This is a genomic window from Paludibaculum fermentans (assembly GCF_015277775.1).
GTDB classification, from domain to species: domain Bacteria; phylum Acidobacteriota; class Terriglobia; order Bryobacterales; family Bryobacteraceae; genus Paludibaculum; species Paludibaculum fermentans.
Genome location: NZ_CP063849.1, coordinates 7,888,063 through 7,909,576 on the forward strand (window position 1 = coordinate 7,888,063; position 21,514 = coordinate 7,909,576).

Annotated in this window: 15 protein-coding genes; 7 read left to right on the plus strand and 8 right to left on the minus strand. The window is 61.3% G+C overall.

Annotation, left to right across the window (positions count from 1 at the left end):
- Nucleotides 1-315: 315 nt before the first annotated feature.
- From IRI77_RS31315 to IRI77_RS31325, 3 genes are read right to left on the minus strand one after another with little or no spacing between them, the layout of a single operon-like run.
- Complete coding sequence (locus tag IRI77_RS31315; RefSeq protein ID WP_194448882.1) at nucleotides 316-747, minus strand: anti-sigma factor; 432 nt, start codon at nucleotides 745-747, stop codon at nucleotides 316-318.
- The gene (locus tag IRI77_RS31320) at nucleotides 744-1,220 is read right to left on the minus strand and encodes an RNA polymerase sigma factor (RefSeq protein WP_194448883.1); all 477 of its coding nucleotides are present in this window, start codon (nucleotides 1,218-1,220) and stop codon (nucleotides 744-746) included. The genes IRI77_RS31315 and IRI77_RS31320 overlap by 4 nt, the downstream gene beginning before the upstream one ends.
- 13 nt (nucleotides 1,221-1,233) lie before the next feature.
- Entirely contained in the window at nucleotides 1,234-1,803 is a 570-nt protein-coding gene (locus IRI77_RS31325) for a CPBP family intramembrane glutamic endopeptidase (RefSeq protein WP_194448884.1), read from the minus strand.
- A 551-nt stretch (nucleotides 1,804-2,354) separates the two neighbouring features.
- Between IRI77_RS31325 and IRI77_RS31330 the strand changes: the two genes are divergently transcribed.
- The 6 genes from IRI77_RS31330 to IRI77_RS31355 all read left to right on the plus strand — a co-directional run bounded on the left by IRI77_RS31330 (nucleotide 2,355) and on the right by IRI77_RS31355 (nucleotide 14,642).
- Nucleotides 2,355-2,819 carry a DinB family protein gene (locus IRI77_RS31330; RefSeq protein ID WP_194448885.1) on the plus strand — a complete coding sequence of 155 codons (465 nt, stop codon included), beginning with the start codon at nucleotides 2,355-2,357 and terminating at the stop codon, nucleotides 2,817-2,819.
- 513 nt (nucleotides 2,820-3,332) lie between these two features.
- Nucleotides 3,333-8,096, plus strand: a complete 4,764-nt coding sequence (locus IRI77_RS31335; protein ID WP_194448886.1) for a DEAD/DEAH box helicase — start codon at nucleotides 3,333-3,335, stop codon at nucleotides 8,094-8,096.
- Nucleotides 8,097-8,854: 758 nt separating this feature from the next.
- Nucleotides 8,855-9,727: a hypothetical protein gene (locus tag IRI77_RS31340; RefSeq protein WP_194448887.1), complete on the plus strand. Its 873-nt coding sequence runs from the start codon at nucleotides 8,855-8,857 to the stop codon at nucleotides 9,725-9,727.
- Nucleotides 9,728-9,825: 98 nt separating this feature from the next.
- On the plus strand, nucleotides 9,826-11,265 hold the full coding sequence (gene gltX, locus IRI77_RS31345) for a glutamate--tRNA ligase (protein ID WP_194448888.1): 1,440 nt from the start codon (nucleotides 9,826-9,828) through the stop codon (nucleotides 11,263-11,265).
- 21 nt (nucleotides 11,266-11,286) lie between these two features.
- Nucleotides 11,287-13,038 carry a glutamine--tRNA ligase/YqeY domain fusion protein gene (locus IRI77_RS31350; protein ID WP_194448889.1) on the plus strand — a complete coding sequence of 584 codons (1,752 nt, stop codon included), beginning with the start codon at nucleotides 11,287-11,289 and terminating at the stop codon, nucleotides 13,036-13,038.
- Between the two features lie 26 nt (nucleotides 13,039-13,064).
- Nucleotides 13,065-14,642 (plus strand): carbamoyltransferase family protein, encoded by a 1,578-nt coding sequence (locus IRI77_RS31355; RefSeq protein WP_194448890.1) that lies wholly within the window; start codon nucleotides 13,065-13,067, stop codon nucleotides 14,640-14,642.
- 1 nt (nucleotide 14,643) lies between these two features.
- Here the strand turns inward: IRI77_RS31355 and lepB (IRI77_RS31360) are convergent, their stop codons facing one another.
- From lepB (IRI77_RS31360) to IRI77_RS31370, 3 genes are read right to left on the minus strand one after another with little or no spacing between them, the layout of a single operon-like run.
- Complete coding sequence (gene lepB / locus IRI77_RS31360; RefSeq protein WP_194448891.1) at nucleotides 14,644-15,465, minus strand: signal peptidase I; 822 nt, start codon at nucleotides 15,463-15,465, stop codon at nucleotides 14,644-14,646.
- Between the two features lie 4 nt (nucleotides 15,466-15,469).
- On the minus strand, nucleotides 15,470-16,303 hold the full coding sequence (gene lepB / locus IRI77_RS31365; RefSeq protein WP_228486418.1) for a signal peptidase I: 834 nt from the start codon (nucleotides 16,301-16,303) through the stop codon (nucleotides 15,470-15,472).
- Between the two features lie 24 nt (nucleotides 16,304-16,327).
- On the minus strand, nucleotides 16,328-17,563 hold the full coding sequence (locus IRI77_RS31370) for a hypothetical protein (protein WP_194448892.1): 1,236 nt from the start codon (nucleotides 17,561-17,563) through the stop codon (nucleotides 16,328-16,330).
- A 172-nt stretch (nucleotides 17,564-17,735) separates the two neighbouring features.
- Here IRI77_RS31370 and rsmI point away from each other — a divergent pair, with 172 nt between their 5' ends.
- A complete protein-coding gene (gene rsmI, locus IRI77_RS31375; RefSeq protein WP_194448893.1) occupies nucleotides 17,736-18,557 on the plus strand; it encodes a 16S rRNA (cytidine(1402)-2'-O)-methyltransferase in 822 nt (273 codons plus the stop codon).
- A gap of 1 nt (nucleotide 18,558) precedes the next feature.
- On the opposite strand, the gene IRI77_RS31380 is transcribed toward rsmI, so the two are convergent.
- Complete coding sequence (locus IRI77_RS31380; RefSeq protein WP_194448894.1) at nucleotides 18,559-21,168, minus strand: ABC transporter permease; 2,610 nt, start codon at nucleotides 21,166-21,168, stop codon at nucleotides 18,559-18,561.
- Nucleotides 21,161-21,490, minus strand: coding sequence for a PadR family transcriptional regulator (locus IRI77_RS31385; protein ID WP_194448895.1), 330 nt, complete (start codon nucleotides 21,488-21,490; stop codon nucleotides 21,161-21,163). The genes IRI77_RS31380 and IRI77_RS31385 overlap by 8 nt, the downstream gene beginning before the upstream one ends.
- Between the last annotated feature and the right edge of the window lie 24 nt (nucleotides 21,491-21,514).

The following is a 21,514-nucleotide window of genomic DNA, read 5'->3' on the forward strand; positions in this document are numbered from 1 at the left end:
TGGAAAACGAGGTCCGAAGAGTGTAGCCATCCGCGCCCGTGCCTATCAGTCTGTGGCGGAAGTCCCGCTAGCCGCGCGGCAAGGGCTTGCGAGCCCAGGGCGCGAAGAGCCGGCCGAACTAGTGCCGGCCACTCGGAGGCCGGCTCGACACTGCCATGGGCCGCAACCCCTTGTCGCCCTTTGGGTTCGCGCCGCCGCCGGCCTTCCTCCCAGAAAAGGCAACTCTCTTCGGAGCGGTTTCGAAACTGCACTTGAGCTGCCATTCTGGTTCCGGCGGCGGTGCGAACGCGGCTGCGCGACTTCCGCCACAGGCTGCTATACCCCCGTCGTCCGAAGGCGCCGTTTCAAGGCGAAATAGGCGATCCAGCACACAGCTCCAGCCACAAGGGCCGGTCCAAGGCGGGCAGGATAATGGAACAGCAGAAGCCGGACGTGGAGGGGGCGGAACGTGATCTCCACCGCCAGGGCGATCGCCGTGAACGCTATAGCCAAAGCAAACAGCCAGCGCAGGGCAGCCAGCATGCGTTGCGTGCGGCGCAAGACGAGCATCTCCACCTCCGGCGAAAGCGGCGGCGGCAAAGCCGGACCGAGAATTTCACTGCTGATGCGCTGCCGGCGCGCTTGCTCAGCGAGTTCGGGATTCTGGTCGAGGTAAGATTCCAGCCAGTCCCGCGTTTCCGGACTGGTCTCATTGGCGAAATAAAGCGGTAACAGGTCTAGAACTACTTCCTTCGGAATGTTCGTCATTTGGGATGCTCCAGTTGGCTCAACGCGAGCCGCGCACGGTGGATTTTCATTTTCACAGCGGGGAGGGAAATTCCCAGCGCCCGCGCAATGTCGCCATACGGTACGCCTTCAAAGGCGCTCATTAGCAATGCCGCGCGATCGAGTTCCGGAAGTTGCTGCAGTCGGTCCATGACGGCCGAATACGCTGCCTTCCTTTCGGCCTCCAACTCGGGCCCAGGCGAAGGATCGCGGATGTCCTCGTCGAGCGCCCTTGCCCGGGATGCCTTGCGCAATTGCTGTAGGAAGAGGTTGCGGGCAATGGTGAGTAGGTATCCCTTGACAGTGGCCATCTCGAGCGGCTGCACCGCGGTCCAGGCGCGCACGAACGTCTCGGAGGTGATATCTTCGGCGTCAGCGCGGTTGCCGGAAAGATACAGAGCGAAGCGAAAGACTTCAGGCGAATACTTCGCATACATAACGCTCAGATCAGTCATTGGAGAATGCGTCTCAGCGCAGAAGGCCGCCCGCGATATCCGTCCAGGCGTGCGCCAGGATTCCGGGCCGCAGGCTCTTGCGGTAAAGAGCAAGCAGCGTAAAGAGGGCGCCATAGGCCGCGATCGCCAGGCAGTTTTGTACTCCTTGGTAGCCGTGAGCAATGCCGAACAACATCACTTGGAGGAGTACCGCCACTGAGACGCGCCCAGTCCAAGCCAGGAACTGACGCTGGAAGTAACCGCGGAAAACAAGTTCCTCTGAGATCCCTGCGCTGATGGACAGCAGCACCCACAATGTCGATTCCGTTGCCCCCTGCGGCATTAGTCGGGAGATCGACGTGCTGTGTCCGGTTCCAAACCACGTCCACCATACGAAATATGCGCCCTTCCACAGCGTCCAAAGGCCGCCGGCCCAAAGCACATCCAGCAAGGCGGCTTTCGGGCTTGCCCACTTCCCGCCAATCAACTCGCCAATCGTTGTACCGGTGCGGCGAAGGCCCACCTTCCAAACGTAATACACCAGGGCCCACTCTCCGGCAATTAGTGACAGGTAGAGCCCAGAGAGATTGGGTCTGGCTGCCACCAGATTGGCTCGGCTACCGGCCTGAGACTGACGCATAGCGCCACCAGCGGCCATAAGGAGGAAGATCGCAATTAAGACCAATGTGTGCCACCAAGGCGCGATTGCCCTCTCAGAAGCGGGTCGAATCTGGAAAGCGGCGGAAGCGGATTGGATACAGGAAGTAGCGTTTGTCATGGGTCCTCACTGGTATGTATCCACGAGAGAACAGAAAGTCACAGCACCCATGTCTGTTTCGGTGGCGCAGGCAGCGCGAATTTCAGCTTGCGTGGGACTCAGTCCTGCCACGTGCCTCCTATCTGGGAGACTCCGGGCCAAAAGGTAGCCGGATAAGTCGCCCAGCGTTTACCGAACATATTTAAGTTCGTTCTGGTTTGCTCCTGGATCACGCGCAAACGAGAGGTTGGGCGGCCAAGGTTCCTCAGCAGGTCTCAACTTCCCCTTCGCCGACCATCCGGCGGCATTCCAAAGGTGTGGATGTCATAGGTACGGTAAGCCACAAGCCGGACGCTCGCGAGGAAGTGCAGTTCAGCTACCCTCATGAGATGGGAAACATGACAACAAGGGCTGCAATCGCGGAGTCGCGCGCTTTCGCCAGTTGGCAGGACTACCAGGAAGCGCTCAAACGCGCCATCGCGCCCCTGACCGGGGAGCAACTGGCGCAGCGGCTTCCGCCAAGCCGCCGGTCGGCGGGTGAGATCGCCGAGCACATCGTCTTTGGGAGAGCCCTGCATCTGACCCGAATCCTGGGATCCGACGCAGCAGAGCTGGCGCCGTATCAGCGCTGGGAAGACGAAGGCGACCCACCACGGACTGCGGCCGAGATTGTCCAAGGGCTGGAGGCGACGTGGCAAATCATCGAGAACCGGCTCCTGCGCGGCTCCGCAGACGACACGCTCACTGGGGGCGAGTCAGAGCTGATCCGAACGATCTGGGGCCTTCTGGACCACGACCTCCCGCACGCCGGACAACTGTCGCTCCTGCTACGTGCAGCGGGCAATCCAGGAGTAGAAATCTAGCTACTTCCAGGCCATGCGCGCCAATCGAGAGTTGGCCGGTTCAAAGCCATCTTACGGTTCCTTATAAAGGGATCGATCTGGAGCCTCGTACGAGTAGCCGACGATCTGCCCAGAGCGGCAAGGCATTCCGACAGATAGTGCATTACCCGTCAGCCTGCGGGTTGCCGGCCACAAGCCGACTTCCCGTTCTTAATCCGCAACGAGCAGAAATCACTCCGATTCGCTGAATCTTGCACCAGGGCCCGGGATCAGCTTCTATTGCTGTAGATCCCACCACTCAGCAATTCCGATCCAATGACGCCAACAAGTTGTTTGGCAGTCTCTCCAACGCTATTCTGTTTCTTGTTGTCCACCAATTAGGTGGCTCGTTGGAAGCGGCGAACTTCGCAGATCTCGGTGTTTTTACCGCAGGATTCCAAGGGCTCAGAGTGGCAGCCTAATTTCCGTGTCCTCGAACGGAATCAGGATCGTGCACGATACAGATGCAAGAAGAAGGGAAGAAGGCTCAAGTTAATGCTCCTCCAGCAGCGACGGTGGTTCGACGCCTTGACGCAGGACCGCACCGAGAATGCGAACACGCTGGAGAAGCCTTCCATGCGTGGCGTTCAACGGAGCGTGGTGGACAAGTACTCCGATCAGGCGCACTTCATTCACGAGCTGCTCCAGAACGGCGACGACGCCAGAGCGACATCCGCATCGTTCGTCCTGACGCGAGATGGCTTGGTTTTCAAGCATGACGGAGACACACGGTTCTCGATTTCGGATCCGGCAACGGAGGAAACCGATTCGGAAAGCGGAGCGTTGGGGCATGTCAATGCCATTACCTCAATCGCCAACTCCAACAAGACCGCAGCCTCCATCGGTAAGTTCGGAGTCGGATTCAAGTCTGTCTTCCAATACACGAAGACCCCGCACATCTACGACCCCGATTTTTGGTTCCGGATTGAGCGCTTCATTGTCCCGCACGCATTGGATTCCGATTTCGTTGGTCGACAGGATCACGAGACCATCTTCTGGCTGCCGTTCGACGACGAAAGGAAGCGGCCCGTCGAATGCCGCGATGAAATCGCCGAGAAGCTGAAGTCGCTGATCTTTCCGACACTGTTTCTCTCCAAGATCGGATCGGTCTCTTGGAAGGTGAACGACGAAGCTGGCTTGTATTCAAAGCAGGTCATACGGACGGTACAGCGTCACGACCTGACTGCCAGACTCGTCAGATTGGCGTCTACAGTAGCGCGACAAACAACGGAGCAGGACATCTGGCTGTTTTCGCGCGCCCCGAACCAGGGACTTCCAGTTTGCGTTGGCTTTTCGGTCTGCGATGGAAAACTGAGAGCCACGTCTCAACCCGCTTTCTGCTTCTTCCCTACCAAAGAGTCTACGAATCTCAGTTTCATGGTTCATGCTCCGTTCCTGCTGACGGACAGCCGTGAAGGAATCAAGGCCGGGGAGAAGCACAACCAGGACATGGTGGAGCAACTAGCCCGCCTTGCAGCCGACAGCCTGCCCGTTCTGCGCGACGAGCAGTTGATAGATGATGGCGTCCTCGACATCGTCCCATACGACGACGCGCACTTCAGCGATCCAAAGGACCGGAGCCGAATTTCGTTCAGGCCATTCTACGATGCCATCAAGGAGCGGCTGAAGAACGACACGCTTCTGCCCGCAGCCGATGGCGCGTATTCCGACAAGAGCCGATCTTATTGGGCATCCGACACGGAACTGGTCGAGCTGTTTTCCGATGAGCAACTTGCTCGCCTTACCGGCACTAAAGGCGCTCACTGGGTCTTTCGGAGCTTAGGCAAAAAGGAGGTTCTGAGTGCGAAGAAGAACGCGCTTTCAGACTACATCGACGGCGGTGACGCCCGCGCGTGGATGCGCCGAGAGCCAAACCTGATTCTCGCAAGCCTCGACCCCGAGGCCGTTCTCAAGAGACTGACAGCGGAATTCATCCGAATACAGGCACACGACTGGCTGCATCGTCTTTATGCCTATCTATCCGAGCGCGAATCCTATCGAAGGCTCGTGAAGGATCGTCCGATCTTTCTCGACCAAGGCGGCAACGCAGTACCGGCATTTGACTCCAGCGGCCAGCTTGTCCTGTTCTTGCCAGACGACGACATCGACGGCTACACGACTATCAAGAAGGAATTCCTGTCGAACAAGGATACCTTTGTCTTTATCGAGAAGTTTGGGATCACGAAGCCGAGCCTTCGCGATGACATCTACAACAAAATCCTTCCTCAGTACCGCACCAACGAGCGCATCGACACCACTCCCGACTTCATGAAGTTCTTTCGCTACTTCAAAGAATGCAAGAACGAAGACGTCGGCAGCTTCATTCAGTTGATCGTCGACAAGGCATTTCTGAAGTACACCACCGCCAACGATGACACCGTGTATCTCGGTCGCGGCAGGGACATCTACCTGCCCACGGAAGAATTGAAGTCATGGTTTCAACCAAAGCCGGACAGCAAGTTCTTGCTTCTGGATGAGTACCGAAACGCGGTCGGCGAGAAAGACGAGGTGCGACTTGACGAGTTCCTGATGCGCCTCGGAGTCGAGAAGTCCCCTCGTATTGTAAGTTCACGGTCAGACCTGAGCTGGTCCGAGGTAAATCGACGCGGTTGGACTACGGAGGGACGTAACCACACGTTCGATGACAAAGCTATAGATGGTTGCAAGGAAGTCATTAAGGACATCAATCCGGCTCGCTCCCTGCTTCTGTGGCGGATTGCCCAGAGCAAGATGCAGTCCCTGGATGGCGTTCATTCCTGGGTCTGTTACAACAAGAGTCGCTCAGAGCGCCTCCCATCGACAGAAACGGTCCGACTGCGGACTGAGAAGTGGATATTGAACAAGTCCGATGAGCTGGTCTCTGCCAGCGAGGCAACCGTCCAGACGCTCTCGGACGAGTACGATGCGACGGGCGCCGCGGCAGAGTCGTTTGTCAAGTTCCTGGTCATCCGCGACGAATCGCTGGGTACGGCGCAATTGAGCGACGAGCAGAAACGCAAGATCAAACTGGCGGAGGATATCGAGCAGTCGGGGCTGTCCGAAGAAGAACTGCGCGCAGCGATCAGCGATGCCGCCAGGCGGAAGAGAGAGACTGGGGATGACTCCGCAGACAGAAATCGCGGCAACAACCCTGAGACAGCCCCGGCTGAGCGCCAGGTACTTCGAGGTATCTGTACTCGAATTGATGTCAAGAAGGACAAGCCTGTAGACAGGCCGGACAGCGGGAACCAGCGCCCAGCCCCGCCCCTGACCGAGCCGGATGCTGACGCGGACGACTTCAGGCCACGCCCTGTGGATTACAGCAAGAAGATCGACCGCGCGAAGGATCGCCTCGCCGACGAGATCAATCGATTGGAGCGCGAACAGGAGTTGTCGGACAAGGCCGCGTCTCTGCCGAAGTACAGCTATGGCTGGTTCCTCGCTCTGCTGGAACTAGAGTGCATGGCCAGCGCTGACAGAAATGCGGACGGTGAGACTCTCTCCATCCGTTTCGGAAAGGTTGAGCGCGACGGAAGATCGACGCGGACCGTCATTCTCAAGGAACCAGACCGTTTTATTCCTCAATCTATCGAGGAGTTCTCCGGCGTCCGCGTCGACCTCCAGTTCGGTGACGGAACCCGGGGCAAGCTACAGGTTGACTCATTCACGGCAAGAGAGTTTTCTCTCGAGGGCAAACTGGACTCCTCGGACGAGGTGGAGGGCATCGACTTGAGCATGGTCGTAGAAGCCCGCATCGACGTTCAGAATCCCTCCTTCCTCCTCCAATCATTGCTACAACGATTCCGGTCGCTCGGGTGCGATGAAAAGTACGACATGAAAGCAGGCTTACCCGAGAACATCGAGTTCGTGTTTGGACCGCCTGGAACCGGCAAGACCACTCATCTGGCTGAGCGAGTGTTGCTGCCGCTGATGAATGGAGCCGAGCCGGCACGTGTTCTGGTGCTTGCGCCGACAAACAAAGCGGCGGATGTGCTGATCGCCCGCATTCTCGATGCCATGGGGACCGATACGAGCAACAAAGAATGGCTCGTACGCTTCGGCACGTCGTCGGATGAGCGAATCGAACGTGCCGGCGTCTGGCGCGATCGCTCCTTCGATATTTTTGGCTTGTCGCGTTCGGTCGTGGTCACGACCGTGGCCCGCTTCGCCTACGATGGCTTCACAGTGGATAAGGGAAGGCTCTATGAGATCGATTGGGATGTCATCGTCATGGACGAGGCCTCTATGATTCCGATTGCGAGTGTTGTCTACCCGATCTACGCTAAGGTCCCTGACAAATTCATCATCGCTGGCGACCCCTTCCAGATTGAGCCAATTGTTGCCGTTGAGCAGTGGAAGGACGAGAACATCTACACCCTAACGGGATTATGCAGACCAGGCTCTTTTCGTCGTCCCGTGACAGAGCCACACAGTTTCAAAGTTACCCATTTGAAGACCCAGTTTCGCAGTATTTCCGACGTTGGTGAGGTCTTCAGCCGTTTCACCTACGACGGGATGCTATCGCACTACCGCGGGCCTTCACCGCTGCGCGTCTTGCGAGTGAACGGCGTCGACGCAAAGCCGCTCAACCTCATTAAGGTCCCCGTCAGCAAGTATGAGAGCATTTACCGACCCAGACGGTTGAAAACCGGAACGCCCTACCAGACCTATTCGGCGCTGTTCTCGTTTGAGTTTATGTGTCATCTCGCAGGGCAGGTAGCGGCTGACGGGTGCGGCGGTTCTCCGTTCAAAATCGGCATCATCGCCCCTTACCGAGCTCAGGCGAATATTATCGACAAACTGGTGGACTCATGGGATGACAGACCAGATGGGGTGGCCGTGCAGGTCGGCACCATTCACGGGTTCCAAGGCGACGAGTGCGACGCGATCATTGCAGTGTTCAACCCTCCACCGAGCATTTCAGCGAATCCGCAGATGTTCCTGAACCGGCACAATATTCTCAATGTTGCCATCAGCCGCGCGCGGGACTACCTATTCATCATCATGCCCGACGAGCGGACGGAGAACATTCAGAATCTGCAAAAAGTCGCCATGATCGAGCGCCTCGTCAAAGAGCGAACTGGGGCGTACTCCGAGTGGGCCGCAAACCAGCTCGAAGAAATGATCTTGGGCAGCATGTCATATCTCGAAGACAATACCTTTTCGACCGGGCATCAAATGGTGAATGTCTACCAGCGAGCTGAACGACATTACGAGGTTCGGTGCGATGAGTCCGCCGTGGATGTGCAGATTTCAATTCCAGCGGGGGCAGACGAGTGAGATGACAGGAGTGCTCTTCGAGCACAAGCATCACCTCTGCAATATCGCTCTCCGCAATGAGGTGGCCGTGCTCGACGTCAAAGGAATCTAACTTTAGCTAACCAAACGCGGAGGTGACCGCCTCATTGCTTCCGCGTTTCGGCGCATTGAACTTGGCCAGCGCCTCTCTTTGCTAGCGGGCCGAACTTCACTAGGAAATCAGGTGAATGGAACCCTTACGCCACATCAGTAACGACAAACGCCATTGTGTCCTGGAATGCACTTGGCCGGTTAGTCGGCATCTCCTAAAAGGTCCCGCTTCGGGCGAGTCACGCGCCACTCGGAAGCAGAGGGATCGGATCAAGTTGACGGATACCGCTCATGCCCCTGATGTGGCTCGCGTTCGGCCCGCATGATTGGTAACTACCTCCCAGTGCGAACCAAACCCTCTCCGTCGCCAGCGGCAAACTCGTCCATCGCCATTCAAAGCCGGGCCGCTGCCAGCTGAGGGCGTCGCCGACGTGAGGGGCCAACTGGTCTTTCGAAATCCCCTGTTCACCTCGAACGGCATCTCCGTCGGACCGGTCAGCACCACCTTCAGCCCCCCGCCACCCCCACTTCTCCCCAAAATCCCTCACCCCCCAAACCCCAGTCACCGCATTTCGAAATATTTCTTTCGCCCATAACTCCTTACAAACAAAGAATCCAGCCCGTCCACCCCGTCCGACCCCGAGCCGATTCCTCCGCCTCATGCTCTACCGTCTCCGTCGAGGTGATTTATGCAGGAACTTTCGAAATCCGAGCGGGCCCGGGCCAACGGCAAATGCTCCCGGGGCCCCGTCACGGCCGAGGGCAAAGCGCGCTCGGCCCACAATTCAACCAAGCACGGCCAGTACGCCAAACCCGTCTCCGCCGCCCACGCGGCCCTGCTCCGGAATGAGGACAGCTCCGCCTTCAACGACCTCCTGGCTCGCCTGAACCAGGACCTCCTCCCCACCAACTCCTACGAGTGCACCCTCGTCCGCGAACTCTGCGCCATCGAGTGGATGCTCGTCCGCAACATGGCCGTCAAGACCCGCGCCATCGACCTCCAGATCGCCGCCGAGTGCGCGGCCATCCGCCGCACCCAGGGCTCCCTCCGCGGCGTCGCCCCCATCGATGTCACCGTCATGGCCGAAACCAAGCTCCTCGAAACCTCCAAACTCCTCGCCTACTCCGACCGCGAATTCACCCGCCTCCAGCGCTCGCGCCGCGAAACACTCAACGCGCTTTTTTCGCTCCGCAAGCGCCAGCAAACAGTCGTGATTTCGCAGGAACCCGCCATTTTTCAGGAACTTGACCGCCGTCTCGACTCCGACGACGACCCGCGAAACGAACCAACGGATGTCGACCTCTGGGACCCCGAACCGGCCCCCGAAACCCCGCCCGCTCCGGAGGCTCAACCCGCCGCCGCCAGTGCCCCGGAATCCACCCAGGCTGTAACAATTACTTCCAGCGAAGCCCCGGCCCCGCAGCCGCAGTCCGAACCAGGGCCGCTGCCAACGCCGCAGGCCCATTCCGGCGAAGCGCCCAGTCCCGGCCCAACCCCAGCCCCGTCAATCACTTCGGAAGAGCTCGGCTTCCCTGGCATCCAGGACCCTCAACGGCAATGAAACCACCCTGCCCGCCGCCCATCCCGGGAGCACCGCGCTCCAGGTCTGCCCGGCAAAACCAGCGCCCCCCATACCAGACGCCCTATACTAGTAAATTAATGGTTCGAGTCCGATTCGCCCCTTCACCCACCGGGTACCTCCACATCGGAAGCGCCCGCACTTTTATCTTTAATTGGCTCTTCGCCCGCAAACAGAAGGGCACGATGATCCTGCGCATCGACGACACCGACGTCGAACGCAATACCCAAGCCTCGCTCGATTCCATCTTCGACGGTCTCAAGTGGCTCGGCCTCGGCTGGGACGAGTTCTATCGTCAGAGCGAACGCGGCGAACTCTACGCCAAAGCCGCTTGGGCCATATTCGACAAGGACTTAGCCTACCGCGACTTCACGCCGATGACCGCCGGCGGCGAGGACAAATCCGGCGACGCCAAGGCCGCCTGGCTGTGCAATCCCGGCATGCGCGAGCTCACCCGCGAGGAGTCCGACCGCCGCGCCAACGCCGGAGAACCCTTCGTCCTCCGCTTCCGCGTCCCGCGCGACCCAGAGCGCGTTGTCTCTTTCTCTGACCTCGTCTACGGCGACCAGTCCAAGTCCACCGCCGACATCGAGGACTTCGCCCTGCTGCGCTCCAACGGCGGCGTCACCTACCACCACGCCTCCTGCGTCGACGACGCCGACCTCCAGATCAGCCACATCGTCCGCGGGCAGGACCACCTCTCGAACACGTTTAAACACATCCTCATCTTCGAGGCTCTCGGCGTCGAAGCGCCGCGCTTCGCCCACCTGCCGCTGCTCACCGCCCCGGATGGAGCCAAGCTCTCCAAGCGCAAGCACGGCCCCGTGGTCTCCGTCACCACCTATCGCGACGCCGGCTTCCTGCCGCAGAGCTACATCAATTTCCTCTGCCTGCTCGGCTGGAACCCCAAGGACAATCGCGAGAAGATGTCGATCGAGGAACTAGTCGAGGCCTTCACCTTCGACGGCGTCAATCGCGCCAACGCGGTCGTCAATTTCAGCGAGGAAGACCCCATCGACCCTAAGGCGCTCTGGCTCAACTCGCAGCATATCTACGCCTTAAGCGTGCCCGAACTCGCCGCCGCCATCGCCCCGGTCTTCACGGCCGCCGGCTATCAGTTCGACGAGGCCAAGCTCCTCAAGATCACGCCGCTCATCCAGGAGCGCATCAAGACCCTCAACGACGCGGTCGGCGCGGCCGACTTCTTCTTCGTCGACGAACTCGCGCCCTACGATCCCGCCGAGTTGACGCCCCAGAAAGGCGACGCGGCCATGGCTCTGCGTGTCCTCGAAGCCGGACGCACCGCCCTCGAGACCGCCGAATTCAACCACGACGGGCTCGACTCCGTCCTGCGCGCGCAGGCCGCCGCGCTCGGCGTCAAGGCCGGCCAGATGTTTCAGCCCATCCGTGTGGCCGTCTGCGGCCGGAAGGTCGCTCCGCCCCTCTTCGAAACCCTCGAAGTGCTGGGCCGCGATACCTGTCTCAAACGCATCGATCAGGCAGTATTGAAGTTGAAGTAACAAGGAACGAACACAAGCACCATGCCCAACGACGACTCAGCAGGGAACAAACCGGTGAACGGGAACGAAGGCGCCTCTGAAGCGCAGCCGCGCCCGTCTAACTTCATTCGCGACATCATCTTGAAGGACATCGCCAGCGGCAAGCACGACGGCCGTGTCCAGACGCGCTTTCCCCCTGAGCCCAACGGCTACCTCCACATCGGTCACGCCAAGTCCATCTGCCTCAACTTCGGCCTCGCGGCTGAGTTCAACGGCAAATGCAACTTGCGCTTCGACGACACCAACCCCTGTAAGGAAGAGGTGGAATACGTCGATTCGATCATCGAGGACGTCCGTTGGATGGGCTTCCAGCCGGACGGTGTCTACTACGCCTCCGATTACTTCGGCCAGCTCCACGCCTGGGCCATCGATCTCATCAAGGCCGGTAAGGCCTATGTGTGCGACCTGACCGCAGAAGAGGTCCGCAAATATCGCGGCACGCTCTCTGAGCCCGGCACCGAAAGCCCCTATCGCAACCGCACCATCGAAGAGAATCTCGATCTCTTCGAACGCATGGGCAAGGGCGAGTTCCCCGACGGAACCCGCACGCTCCGCTCAAAGATCGACATGACCTCGCCGAACCTGAACATGCGCGATCCCGTGATGTACCGCATCCTCCATGCGGATCACCACCGCACGGGCGGCACATGGTGCATCTACCCGATGTACGACTTCACCCACGGCCAGTCCGATTCCATCGAGAAGATCAGCCACTCCATCTGTACGCTCGAGTTCGAGGATCACCGGCCCCTGTACGACTGGTACATCGAGAGCCTCGGCATCTTCCCGCCGCAACAGATCGAGTTCGACCGCCTCAACCTGACCTACACTCTGCTCAGCAAGCGCAAGCTCCTGGCGCTCGTTCAGAATAAGGTGGTCTCCGGCTGGGACGACCCGCGCATGCCCACGCTCAGCGGCATCCGTCGCCGCGGCTACACGCCCGAAGCCATGCGCACGTTCTGCTCCCGTATCGGCGTCTCCAAAACCAACGGCACCATCGAGCTCGGGCTCCTCGAGCACGCCGTCCGCGAGGATCTCAATAAGCGCGCCGCCCGCGTCATGGCCGTCCTGAAACCCATCAAGGTCATCATCGACAACTACCCCGAAGGGCAGGTCGAGGAGATGGAAGCCGTCAACAATCCCGAGGACGAATCCATGGGCACACGCCAGGTGCCGTTCTCCCGGGAAATTTACATTGAGCAGGATGACTTCCGCGAAGTGCCCCCCAAGGGCTACTACCGCCTCTCGCCCGGCAAGGAAGTAAGACTTCGTTACGCCTATCTAATTACGTGCACGAGCGTCTTAAAGAACCAGGCTGGAGAAGTGGTGGAAGTGCATTGCTCCTACGATCCCGCGACCCGTGGCGGCAACACCCCCGACGGGCGCAAAGTGAAATCCACCATACATTGGGTCTCCGCACCTCACGCAATCAGCGCTGAAGTGCGGATGTACGAAAATCTCTTCAGCAAGGAAGATCCCAACGACGTCGCCGAGGGCAGGGATTGGATGGACAATCTCAATCCCCACTCCCTCGAGGTCGTCACAGGCGGCAAACTCGAGCCCAGCCTGTCAGACGCCGCTCCGGGCAACCGCTACCAGTTCGAGCGCCTGGGCTACTTCTGTGCCGACACGGACAGCAAGCCCGGCAGCCTCGTGTTCAACCGGACCGTCGGACTGCGCGACTCGTGGGCCAAGATCGAGAAAGCCCAGAACCAGAAAGAGAAGGGCTCCTAGTCAGGAAGACGGAAGGCTTCAATAAGATGATCATCCTGGGTATCGGGGGCATCCTGAAGGACGCCGCATGTGCCGTCCTTGTGGACGGTGAGTTAGTGGCCGCGATTGAGGAGCCCAAAGTCGCTCCGCACGGCCCGCAAGGTGGGCTGCCCATCCATGCGGCCATGATGGCCCTTCAATTGGCCGGCGTGGAACCCGGCGACGTCCAGACCGTTGCCTTGGCTCGCCCGTTTGCGGAGACCAACGGCCGCCATCACCTCCACGTGGAGTTGCGGGAACTGTTCCCGTCCGCGCGCATCGTCACCGTGGAACACCACCAGGCGCACGCGTCCTCGGCTTACTTCGCTTCGCCGTTTGAATATGCCAGCGTCCTCACGCTGGACCGCTCCGGTGATTTCCGCTGCGGTTCCCGCTGGCGCGCCGCCGGCAACCAGATCCACCTCGAGAAAGAGATCTCATATCCTGACTCGCTGGGTGATCTTTATAGCCGCGTCACCCACCTCCTGGGCTTCCAGCCTGGCGCCGACGAACACAAGGTGCAGTGGCTCTCCACGGCCGGCTCGCCCGATCTCGCCGCCCTGTTCCGCAGCATCCTGGTCCAGGAAGGCATCGGCCTGCGCGTCGATCGCTCCTGGTTTGACAACGACCGGATGAACGGCGGAGGCTTCAGCGCACGATTTTACATGGCGCTGGGACTGGAAGATGGTGCCGAAATCCCGGCAGATATGAAGCCTCGCATCGCTGCGGGGTTGCAGTCCGCCATCGAACGCCTGGTCATCGAAATGGCCGGTGAAGGCGAAAACCTCTGCCTCGCCGGTGGCCTCGCGCTCAACGCCCTGCTCGTCGCTGCCCTCGAACGCAGCGGTCATTGGAAGAACGTCTTCGTCCAGCCCGCCGCCGGCAACAGCGGCACCGCCATCGGAGCCGCCTACCACGCCTGGCACGTCGTTCACGGCCGCGACCAACGCGCGCCCATGACCACCCTGTCTCTCGGACCCAGCTTCACGTCCGAAGAGATCAAAAAGGTAATCGAGAACTGTAAACTCGGCTTCCGCTACCTGCTCACCACGGACGAAGTCCTCGAAGCCGCCATTACGCAGTTAGCCGCCGACAAAATCGTCGCCTGGATGCAGGGCCGCATGGAGTTCGGACCCCGGGCCCTGGGTCAGCGGTCCATACTGGCTTCACCGCTCAACCCCTACTCGACGGAGAATCTGAACGTTTTCATCAAGCATCGCGAGCCGTTTCGTAAGTTTGCCGCTTCGGTGCCGGTGGAACTGGCGTCGGAGTACTTTGACGTCGGCCGCAACGCCCGCTTCCTGGCCACCGTCGGCCGCGTCCGCGATGCCCATCGCAAGACCTTCGAGAGCGCGGTGCTGGGCGATGGACTGGTGCGTGTCCACACGGTGGATCCGCAGGAGAACCCGCTCTTCCACAAGCTGCTGCTGTCGTGGGGCCGCAAGACCGGCCTGCCCGTGCTCTACAACACGTCGTTCAACCTGTTCGGAGATCCCTTGGTCTGCACGCCCAGGGACGCCGTGAGGAGCTTCTACTCCTCCGGAATCGACGCCCTGGTCGTGGGGAACTTCCTGTTGGAGAAGTGATCTAGCCCAGCGGGTAGGGCCGCGGGACCATCAGCGTGCGATTCCAGCGGGTCTTCGAGAAGAAGTGGGTCGCCAGGTCGATCAGGTGGTTCAGGGAGATGATGTTGGGGTCGGCCAGCGCTTCCGTGGTCGCGTCATACGACCAGAAGATGATGGCCGGCTTGCCCACGATGTTGTCGCGAGGAACGAAGCCCCAGTAACGGGAGTCCAGCGAGTTGTCGCGGTTGTCGCCCATCGCGAAGTAGCAGTTCGGCGGGACCACGATCTCGCCGTCCTTCATGTTCTCCGACAGCATCTTCACCGCGCCCGCCTCCAGCCGCATGTTCGGCTCGCTGGGGAAGTTGTCGCGGTAAGAGTCGAGGTAGTTCATCTTGTGGACTACATACGGCTCGGTCATCTTCTTGCCGTTGAGGACGAGTTCCTTGTTGATGAGCTTGATGTGGTCGCCCGGCACGCCGATCACGCGCTTGATGTAGTTCTGGCGCGGATCCACCGGCCACTTGAAGACGATGATGTCCCCGCGCTTGATGGGGGTGTAGGGCAGCAGGTACTTGCTGATGGCGCCGGGCGGCGAGAAGGCCAGTTTGTCCACGAACATGTGGTCGCCGATGAGCACGGTGTCCTCCATCGAGCCGGTAGGGACGACAAAGGCCTGCAGGATCGTGGTGGTGCCGAAGAGCAGCAGGATGATGGTGACGGACCACTCGGAGACAAACGACCGCACCTGCTCCGGGAAGTCGGGTTTCACCTTCTGGACCTTTGAGGAATCTTGCTGCTGAGGTACGGGCTCAGTGCCGCTGGGCTTCTTTGCTTTTTGCTTCATCGTCTCAGTTCTTTAGATCATAGCCGCGGATCAGCATGAACGTGCGCTTCCAACGTGTCTTCGTAAAGAAGTGACGAGCAAGATCCAGCAAATGTTCAATATCAACGCCGGAGTTGACAAGCCTCTCGGTGGGCGCGTCATACGACCAATAGACCAGCAGGGGTTTGCCGATGATGTTGGCGCGGGGAACGAACCCCCAATAGCGCGAGTCAAGTGACGAGTCGCGGTTGTCGCCCATGGCGAAGTAGGAGTCGGGCGGGACGACGACTTCTCCATTCACGACACATTTGTCCAGCATCTCGAGCGCCCTGTCGTCGACGCGGGTGTTCGGGTCTGTGGGGAAGTTGTCGCGGTAGGAGTCGATGAAGTCGGTCTTGTTGAACTTATAGGGCTCATCCATCGGCTTGCCGTTGAGAACAAGCTGCTTATTGATGAGCTTGATGTGGTCGCCGGGCACCCCGATGACGCGCTTCACGAAGGTCTGGCGGATGTCCACCGGGTAGCGGAAGACGATGATGTCGCCGCGCTTGACCGGCGTATACGGCAGGATGTACTTGCTCACCACGCCGGCTGGGGCAAACGCCAGCTTGTCGACCAGTAAGTGGTCGCCAATCAGGAGGTTGTCTTCCATTGAGCCGGTGGGGATGACGAACGCCTGGATGAGCGCCGTGGTGCCGAACAGCAGCAGCAGGATGGTGACGGCCCACTCAGCGATGGCGCCGCGAGGCTGCTCGCCATGCTGGTGATCTTCGGGCGTATCAATAGCCGCCGCGGCCTCAATAGGTTGTGGGCTGACCGGATCGGACTGGATGTCCGCCGACAGATTGTCGTCCTGCACTCTCGCTATTGTACCGGATCCCGGCTACTTGGCGGCTTGACTCGGCTTAGCCTCTTCCAGGATGCGAGTCTCCAGGGATTCGGCCACGCTGTTCCGGTCTCGCGGGAAGATCTCCAGCCGGAACTTGACGTTGTTGGTCGCATTCCGGTAGAGCACCCCGCCGCGGCTGAGGTCTTCCTGCTTGAGCTCAACGGTCTTGCTGTTGTCGCCGTCCTGGATGTGAAGGATGCCGCGCTTCGCGTTGCGGAAGGCCAGCGTGTCGGTATTCCACTTGAGGTGAAGGTTCTCGCCGAACTGGACGAGGGTCAGGTCCAGGAGATACGGGTCAGTCGCGGCGTCGGGCGCCTTCTGGCTCTTATAGCTGAGGGCGATCTGGAAGCCGAGGACGACGCCAAGCAACAGAAAGATAAAGGATAACGGGATCCAGATCCAGCCGCTGCGGTACTTGGAGCGGGGCAGCGGGTCGGGCAGCGCCTGGTCGATGGCGGACTGGTTGCGAGGGCCGGCGGCAGCCAACCCATTCAGGCTCAGCGCGGCGAGCGCCGGAAGCTCCACTGGCTCCGGATGTTGCGGAAGCTGGGGCTCTTCGACGGTCAGGTTGTAGCCTGTGGCGGCGGTTTCGAGTTCAGGGTCAGCGACTTCGACCCCTCGGGGCCGGCGGGCGGGTTTGCCTCCGCCGAGTTCCTTGCGGCGGAACGGGAACGTCTGCTGGGCGGGGTCCGACGGGAACTCGCCGTTCTCGCGGTAGAAGAACGTGGCTTCGCTGGCGCGGGTGGCGTACGGCTTCACCAGCAGGCAGATCGCCGTCTGCATGGGGAAGCGCTTCTCCAGAAGCGTCAGGTCTTCAGGGGCCAACTGCATGACATCGCGGGTGTTGCTGCGATAGAAACCGACGACATGGATGCGCTTGTCCGGTGCAGGGGTCCACTTGGCGATTGCCTCGTCCAGATTATGGAGGTCCGTCTCGGAGAGGATGTAGGACGGGCCGCGCATGTGCTCACAGTCGACGGGTACGAAATCTTCGATCCGCAGGACGGTGCGTTCTCCGGTCTCGGCCGAACCGAGCAGGATGCCGCCCACTTCAGCACCGCGGCGAGGCACGGCGCCGAAGCCGCGCATGATCTCGAAGCCCAGGCGGTCGATCAGGTCGAAGTCGACATAGATCGACATCGGTTTGCCCGGGATTTCATAGAGATAGGCGGTGCCCGCAGGCTTTTCGGGCTCAGGGGCTGAGGCGGTGGTCTGGTGCTGTTGATCCATGAGGCTCGTCGCGGCAGGCCCACCTTCCGAGCGGCGGCCATGCGACTGGCTATCCGTTCTATCGTAGGGGGGCCGACCAGATAACTCAAGCATAAATCATCCTTTTCCCTTATCGGCAGCGTTGGGCTTTTCCTTCAGGCATACTAGGCAAGTAGTTAAGGGAAATCACCTTATGGCCGGAGTTCTGTACATCGTTGCCACCCCGATCGGGAACCTGTCCGACATGACATACCGGGCGGTGGAGACCCTGAAGGCCGTGGACCACATCGCCTGCGAAGACACGCGGCAAACCCGTAAGCTGCTGGATCACTTCGGCATAGCGGCTCACCCGCTGAGCTACCACGAGCACAATGAAGCCGAGCGGACGGTGGACTTGCTGCAGCGGCTGGAGAGTGGCGCGTCGATTGCGATCGTTTCGGACGCCGGGACGCCGCTGATTTCGGATCCGGGCTATCGCATTGTAAACGCGGCGGCGGAACGAGGCATCCGGGTGGTTCCGATCCCTGGCGTCTCGGCCCTGATCACAGCGCTTTCGGCCGCAGGCTTGCCGACCGATTCGTTCCGGTTCTGCGGGTTTTTCCCGCGAAAGTCAGGCGAACGCCGGAGGATGCTGGAGGGGCTGCTTACTGAGGAGTCGACGCTGGCGTTCTATGAGGCGCCGCACCGGATTCTGGAGTCGCTGCAGGACGTGGAAGAGGTGCTCGGGGATCCCCCGGTGGTCGCGGCCCGGGAGCTAACGAAGATGCATGAAGAGTTCCTGCGTGGGCCGGCTTCGGCCGTGCGGGCCACGTTGGCGGCTCGGGATTCCGTGAAGGGCGAGTTCACGCTGCTTGTGGGCAAGTCCGAGAAGAAGCCTCAGCTGGACGAAAGCGTACAGGATGCGGTGAAGCGGCTGGAGGCGGCCGGGCTGCCACGCATGGACGCGATCAAGGCTGTGGCGCGGGAGCGGGGCCTGGGCAAGCGCGACGTCTACAAGATCCTGGAGCAGGGCTAAGTCATTCGTAGCGCAGGGCGACGGTGGGGTCGACCCGCGTAGCCCGGAGGGACGGCACGTAGCTGGCGAGCATGGAGATGGCGATCCAGGCCAGGGCCGCGGCGGTAAATGTGACCGGGTCGAGCGGGCTGAGGCCATGCAGGAAGTGCCTGAGGAGCCGGGTGGCTGCGGCGCTGAGCAGGAGTCCCGCCCCAATTCCGAAGGCAGTCAAGCGCAGGGCACGGGAAAGCACCATCCACTGGACGTCGGCGCGGCGGGCGCCCATGGCCATGCGGATGCCGATCTCGCGGGTTCGTTGCGCGACCGAGTAAGCGACCACGCTGTACAGCCCGATGGTGGAGAGCACGATCGCGAGCGCGGCGAAGAGGCCCAGCAGCGAGGCGTAGAAGCGGGTGTACCAGAGCGAGAGAGACACAACCGACTCGAGCGTGTTCACCTCGCCGATGCGCAGGTTGCGGCCGCCGGTGCGCGCGAGCGCCAGCAGCGGCTCGATGATCTCTCGCGGCTCGCCGCGGGTTTCCACGATCAGGGCGAGGTAGCCGTTCCACCAGAACTGGCGGGTGGAGACGTAGTAGAGCGGCAACGGGTCCTCGTCGAGCGCCTGGTATTTGCTATCGCGGGCGACGCCGATGACGCGGCCGGCCAGGCGCTGGTGTTCGGATTCGCAGCCGAACCAGATGGGCTGGCCCACTGCGTCCTGGCCGGGCCACCAGGTGCGGGCCATGGTCTCGTTGACGACTACGGGCAGGATGGACTCGGGGTGGCCCTCCGGTCGGAAGCCCGCGCCACGGACCAGCGGGACCTGCATCATGTGGAAGTAGTTGGGCTCGACGACGTTGATGTGGAGCTTGCGGGTGGGGGCGGTGGGTGCGGTGGAGGCGCAGTTGCGGTCGCCGAAGCCGAGGAGGGCAAAGGAGAGGGTGGCGTCCTGGACTCCGGGCAACTGGCGGGCGCTCTCGACGAGGCGGGTGAAGAGTTGGGTGGAGGCTTCCGGGGTGAAGTCGCGGCCGGGTGTAAAGAGGCGGACGTAGATGCGGCGAGCCGTGGCGAAGCCGGGGTCGATCGAGGCGGCGCGATCGAGGGCACGCAGCAGCAGGCCGGCCGACACGAGCAGGACGAGGGAGAGGGCAACCTGGGCGGCGGCATAGAGATCGCGGCGGCGCAGGGCGCGCTGGGAGGATCCAGCCCCTTCGCCCTTGAGGGCGGGCGTGCATTCGGTGCGGGCGGTTTCGAAGGCCGGGGCGAGGCTGAAGAGCAGGGCGGAGAGCAGGGAGATGGCCGCGGTGAGCGCGGCGACGCGCCAGTTGATTTCCAGGAAGACGGTGCGCAGGGCCGCTTGGGGGAAGGACGTGGGGAGCCAGGCGGAGAGAGCCTGGTTGGTCCAGAATCCGGCAATGAGGCCGAGCACGGCTCCGCCGGCGGCGAGGACGAGGCCTTCGGCGAGCGTCTGGCGGATGAGGCGGCCCCGGGTGGCGCCGAGGGAGAGACGTACGGCCATCTCGCGCTGGCGGAGGGCGGCGCGGGCCAGCAGGAGGTTCGCGACATTGACGCAGGCGATGAGCAGGACGATGCCGACCACGCCGGCGAGCAACAGCGCCAGCGGGGCGAGGCTGCGGCGGGCGCGGCGCGAAACGAAGCCAAGGACGGGCTCCACTGTGAGCGCGGGCTTCAAGCGCGGGTCGTCCTTGGAGCGGGCGCGGATGTGAGAGTCGAAGACGGCGATTTCGGCACGCGCCTGCTGCAGGGTGGCGTCCGGCGCGAGGCGGCTGATGACAGAGACGTCGGGTCCGGCTTTGTCGGTGGTGGAGTCGAAGTCCGCGCGGTTCATTGGGAAGCTGGCCAGGGGGACCCAGGCGTCGATGGAGAGGGGGGAGGAGACGCCCCGGAATTCCGGGCGGGCGACGCCGATGATGGTGTAGATCTGGCCTTCGAGGCGGATCGTGCGGCCGAGCACGTTGGACTCGCGTTGGAAGTAGCGCTGCCAGAGCCGGTCGCTGATGACCACCGGCAGTCCGCCGTGCGGTTGTTCGTCAGAGGGTGCAAACCAGCGCCCGATCCGCGGCTTGGCCTGCAGCAGGTCGGCGTAGTTCGCCATGACGGTCTCGATGTAGACGGGTTCATTGGCGGGGCCGACATCGAGGTAGGTGTTGCGCGCCATCACGGCCACGGGTTTCACCAGCGACTTCACCGTCCTGCGGAGTTCGAAGTATTCGCTGATGGAACAGGGCGCGGCGCCATCGCGATCGAGGGTGACGATGCGGCCGGGGTCGGGCAGGGGGAGGCCGCGCAGGAACATGCCGTCGAGCACGCTGAACACGGTGGTATTGATGCCGATGCCCAGCGCCAGGCAGAGGACCGCGGCGAAGGCGTAGCCGGGATTGCGGCGGATGAGCCGGAAGGCATGGTGGACGTCGTAGTTCAGGTCGGGGATGAGCCGGCGATGGGGCGAGAGGCGGACCAGGATGCAGCTCAGCACCTGGCCCCAGTACCAGAGGACGCCGCCGCCACGTTCCTCGTAGGACTCGGCGAGATCGCCGGCGATGACCTGGCCGTCGCGGCCGCCCACGAGGCGTAGCAGGAGTTGTTCAGCGAGTCTGGGCGGTTCAGGCACCGTGCTCTCCTTTCAGGCGGACGCCATTCCACATGCTGTCGAGCATCGACTTGGCGCGGGCGAGGGCCTCGGCTCCGGCGGGCTGAACACGAAAGTAGCGTTTGGAGCGGCCGCCACGTTCCGGGGTCGGTTCAGAGAACCAGGAAGTGACGTAGTTTTTCGCTTCCAGGCGGTCGAGCGTCGCGTAGAGAGCGCCGATGGTGACCTTGCGGCCGGCGCGCTCCTCGATCTCCTGGCGAATGGGGACTCCGTAGGCGGAGTCGCCGAGGCGAAGGACGGCGAGAAGGACAATCTGCTCGAACTCACCCAGGTAGTCGGGCATTAGGTCTACAGAGTAGATCAAATG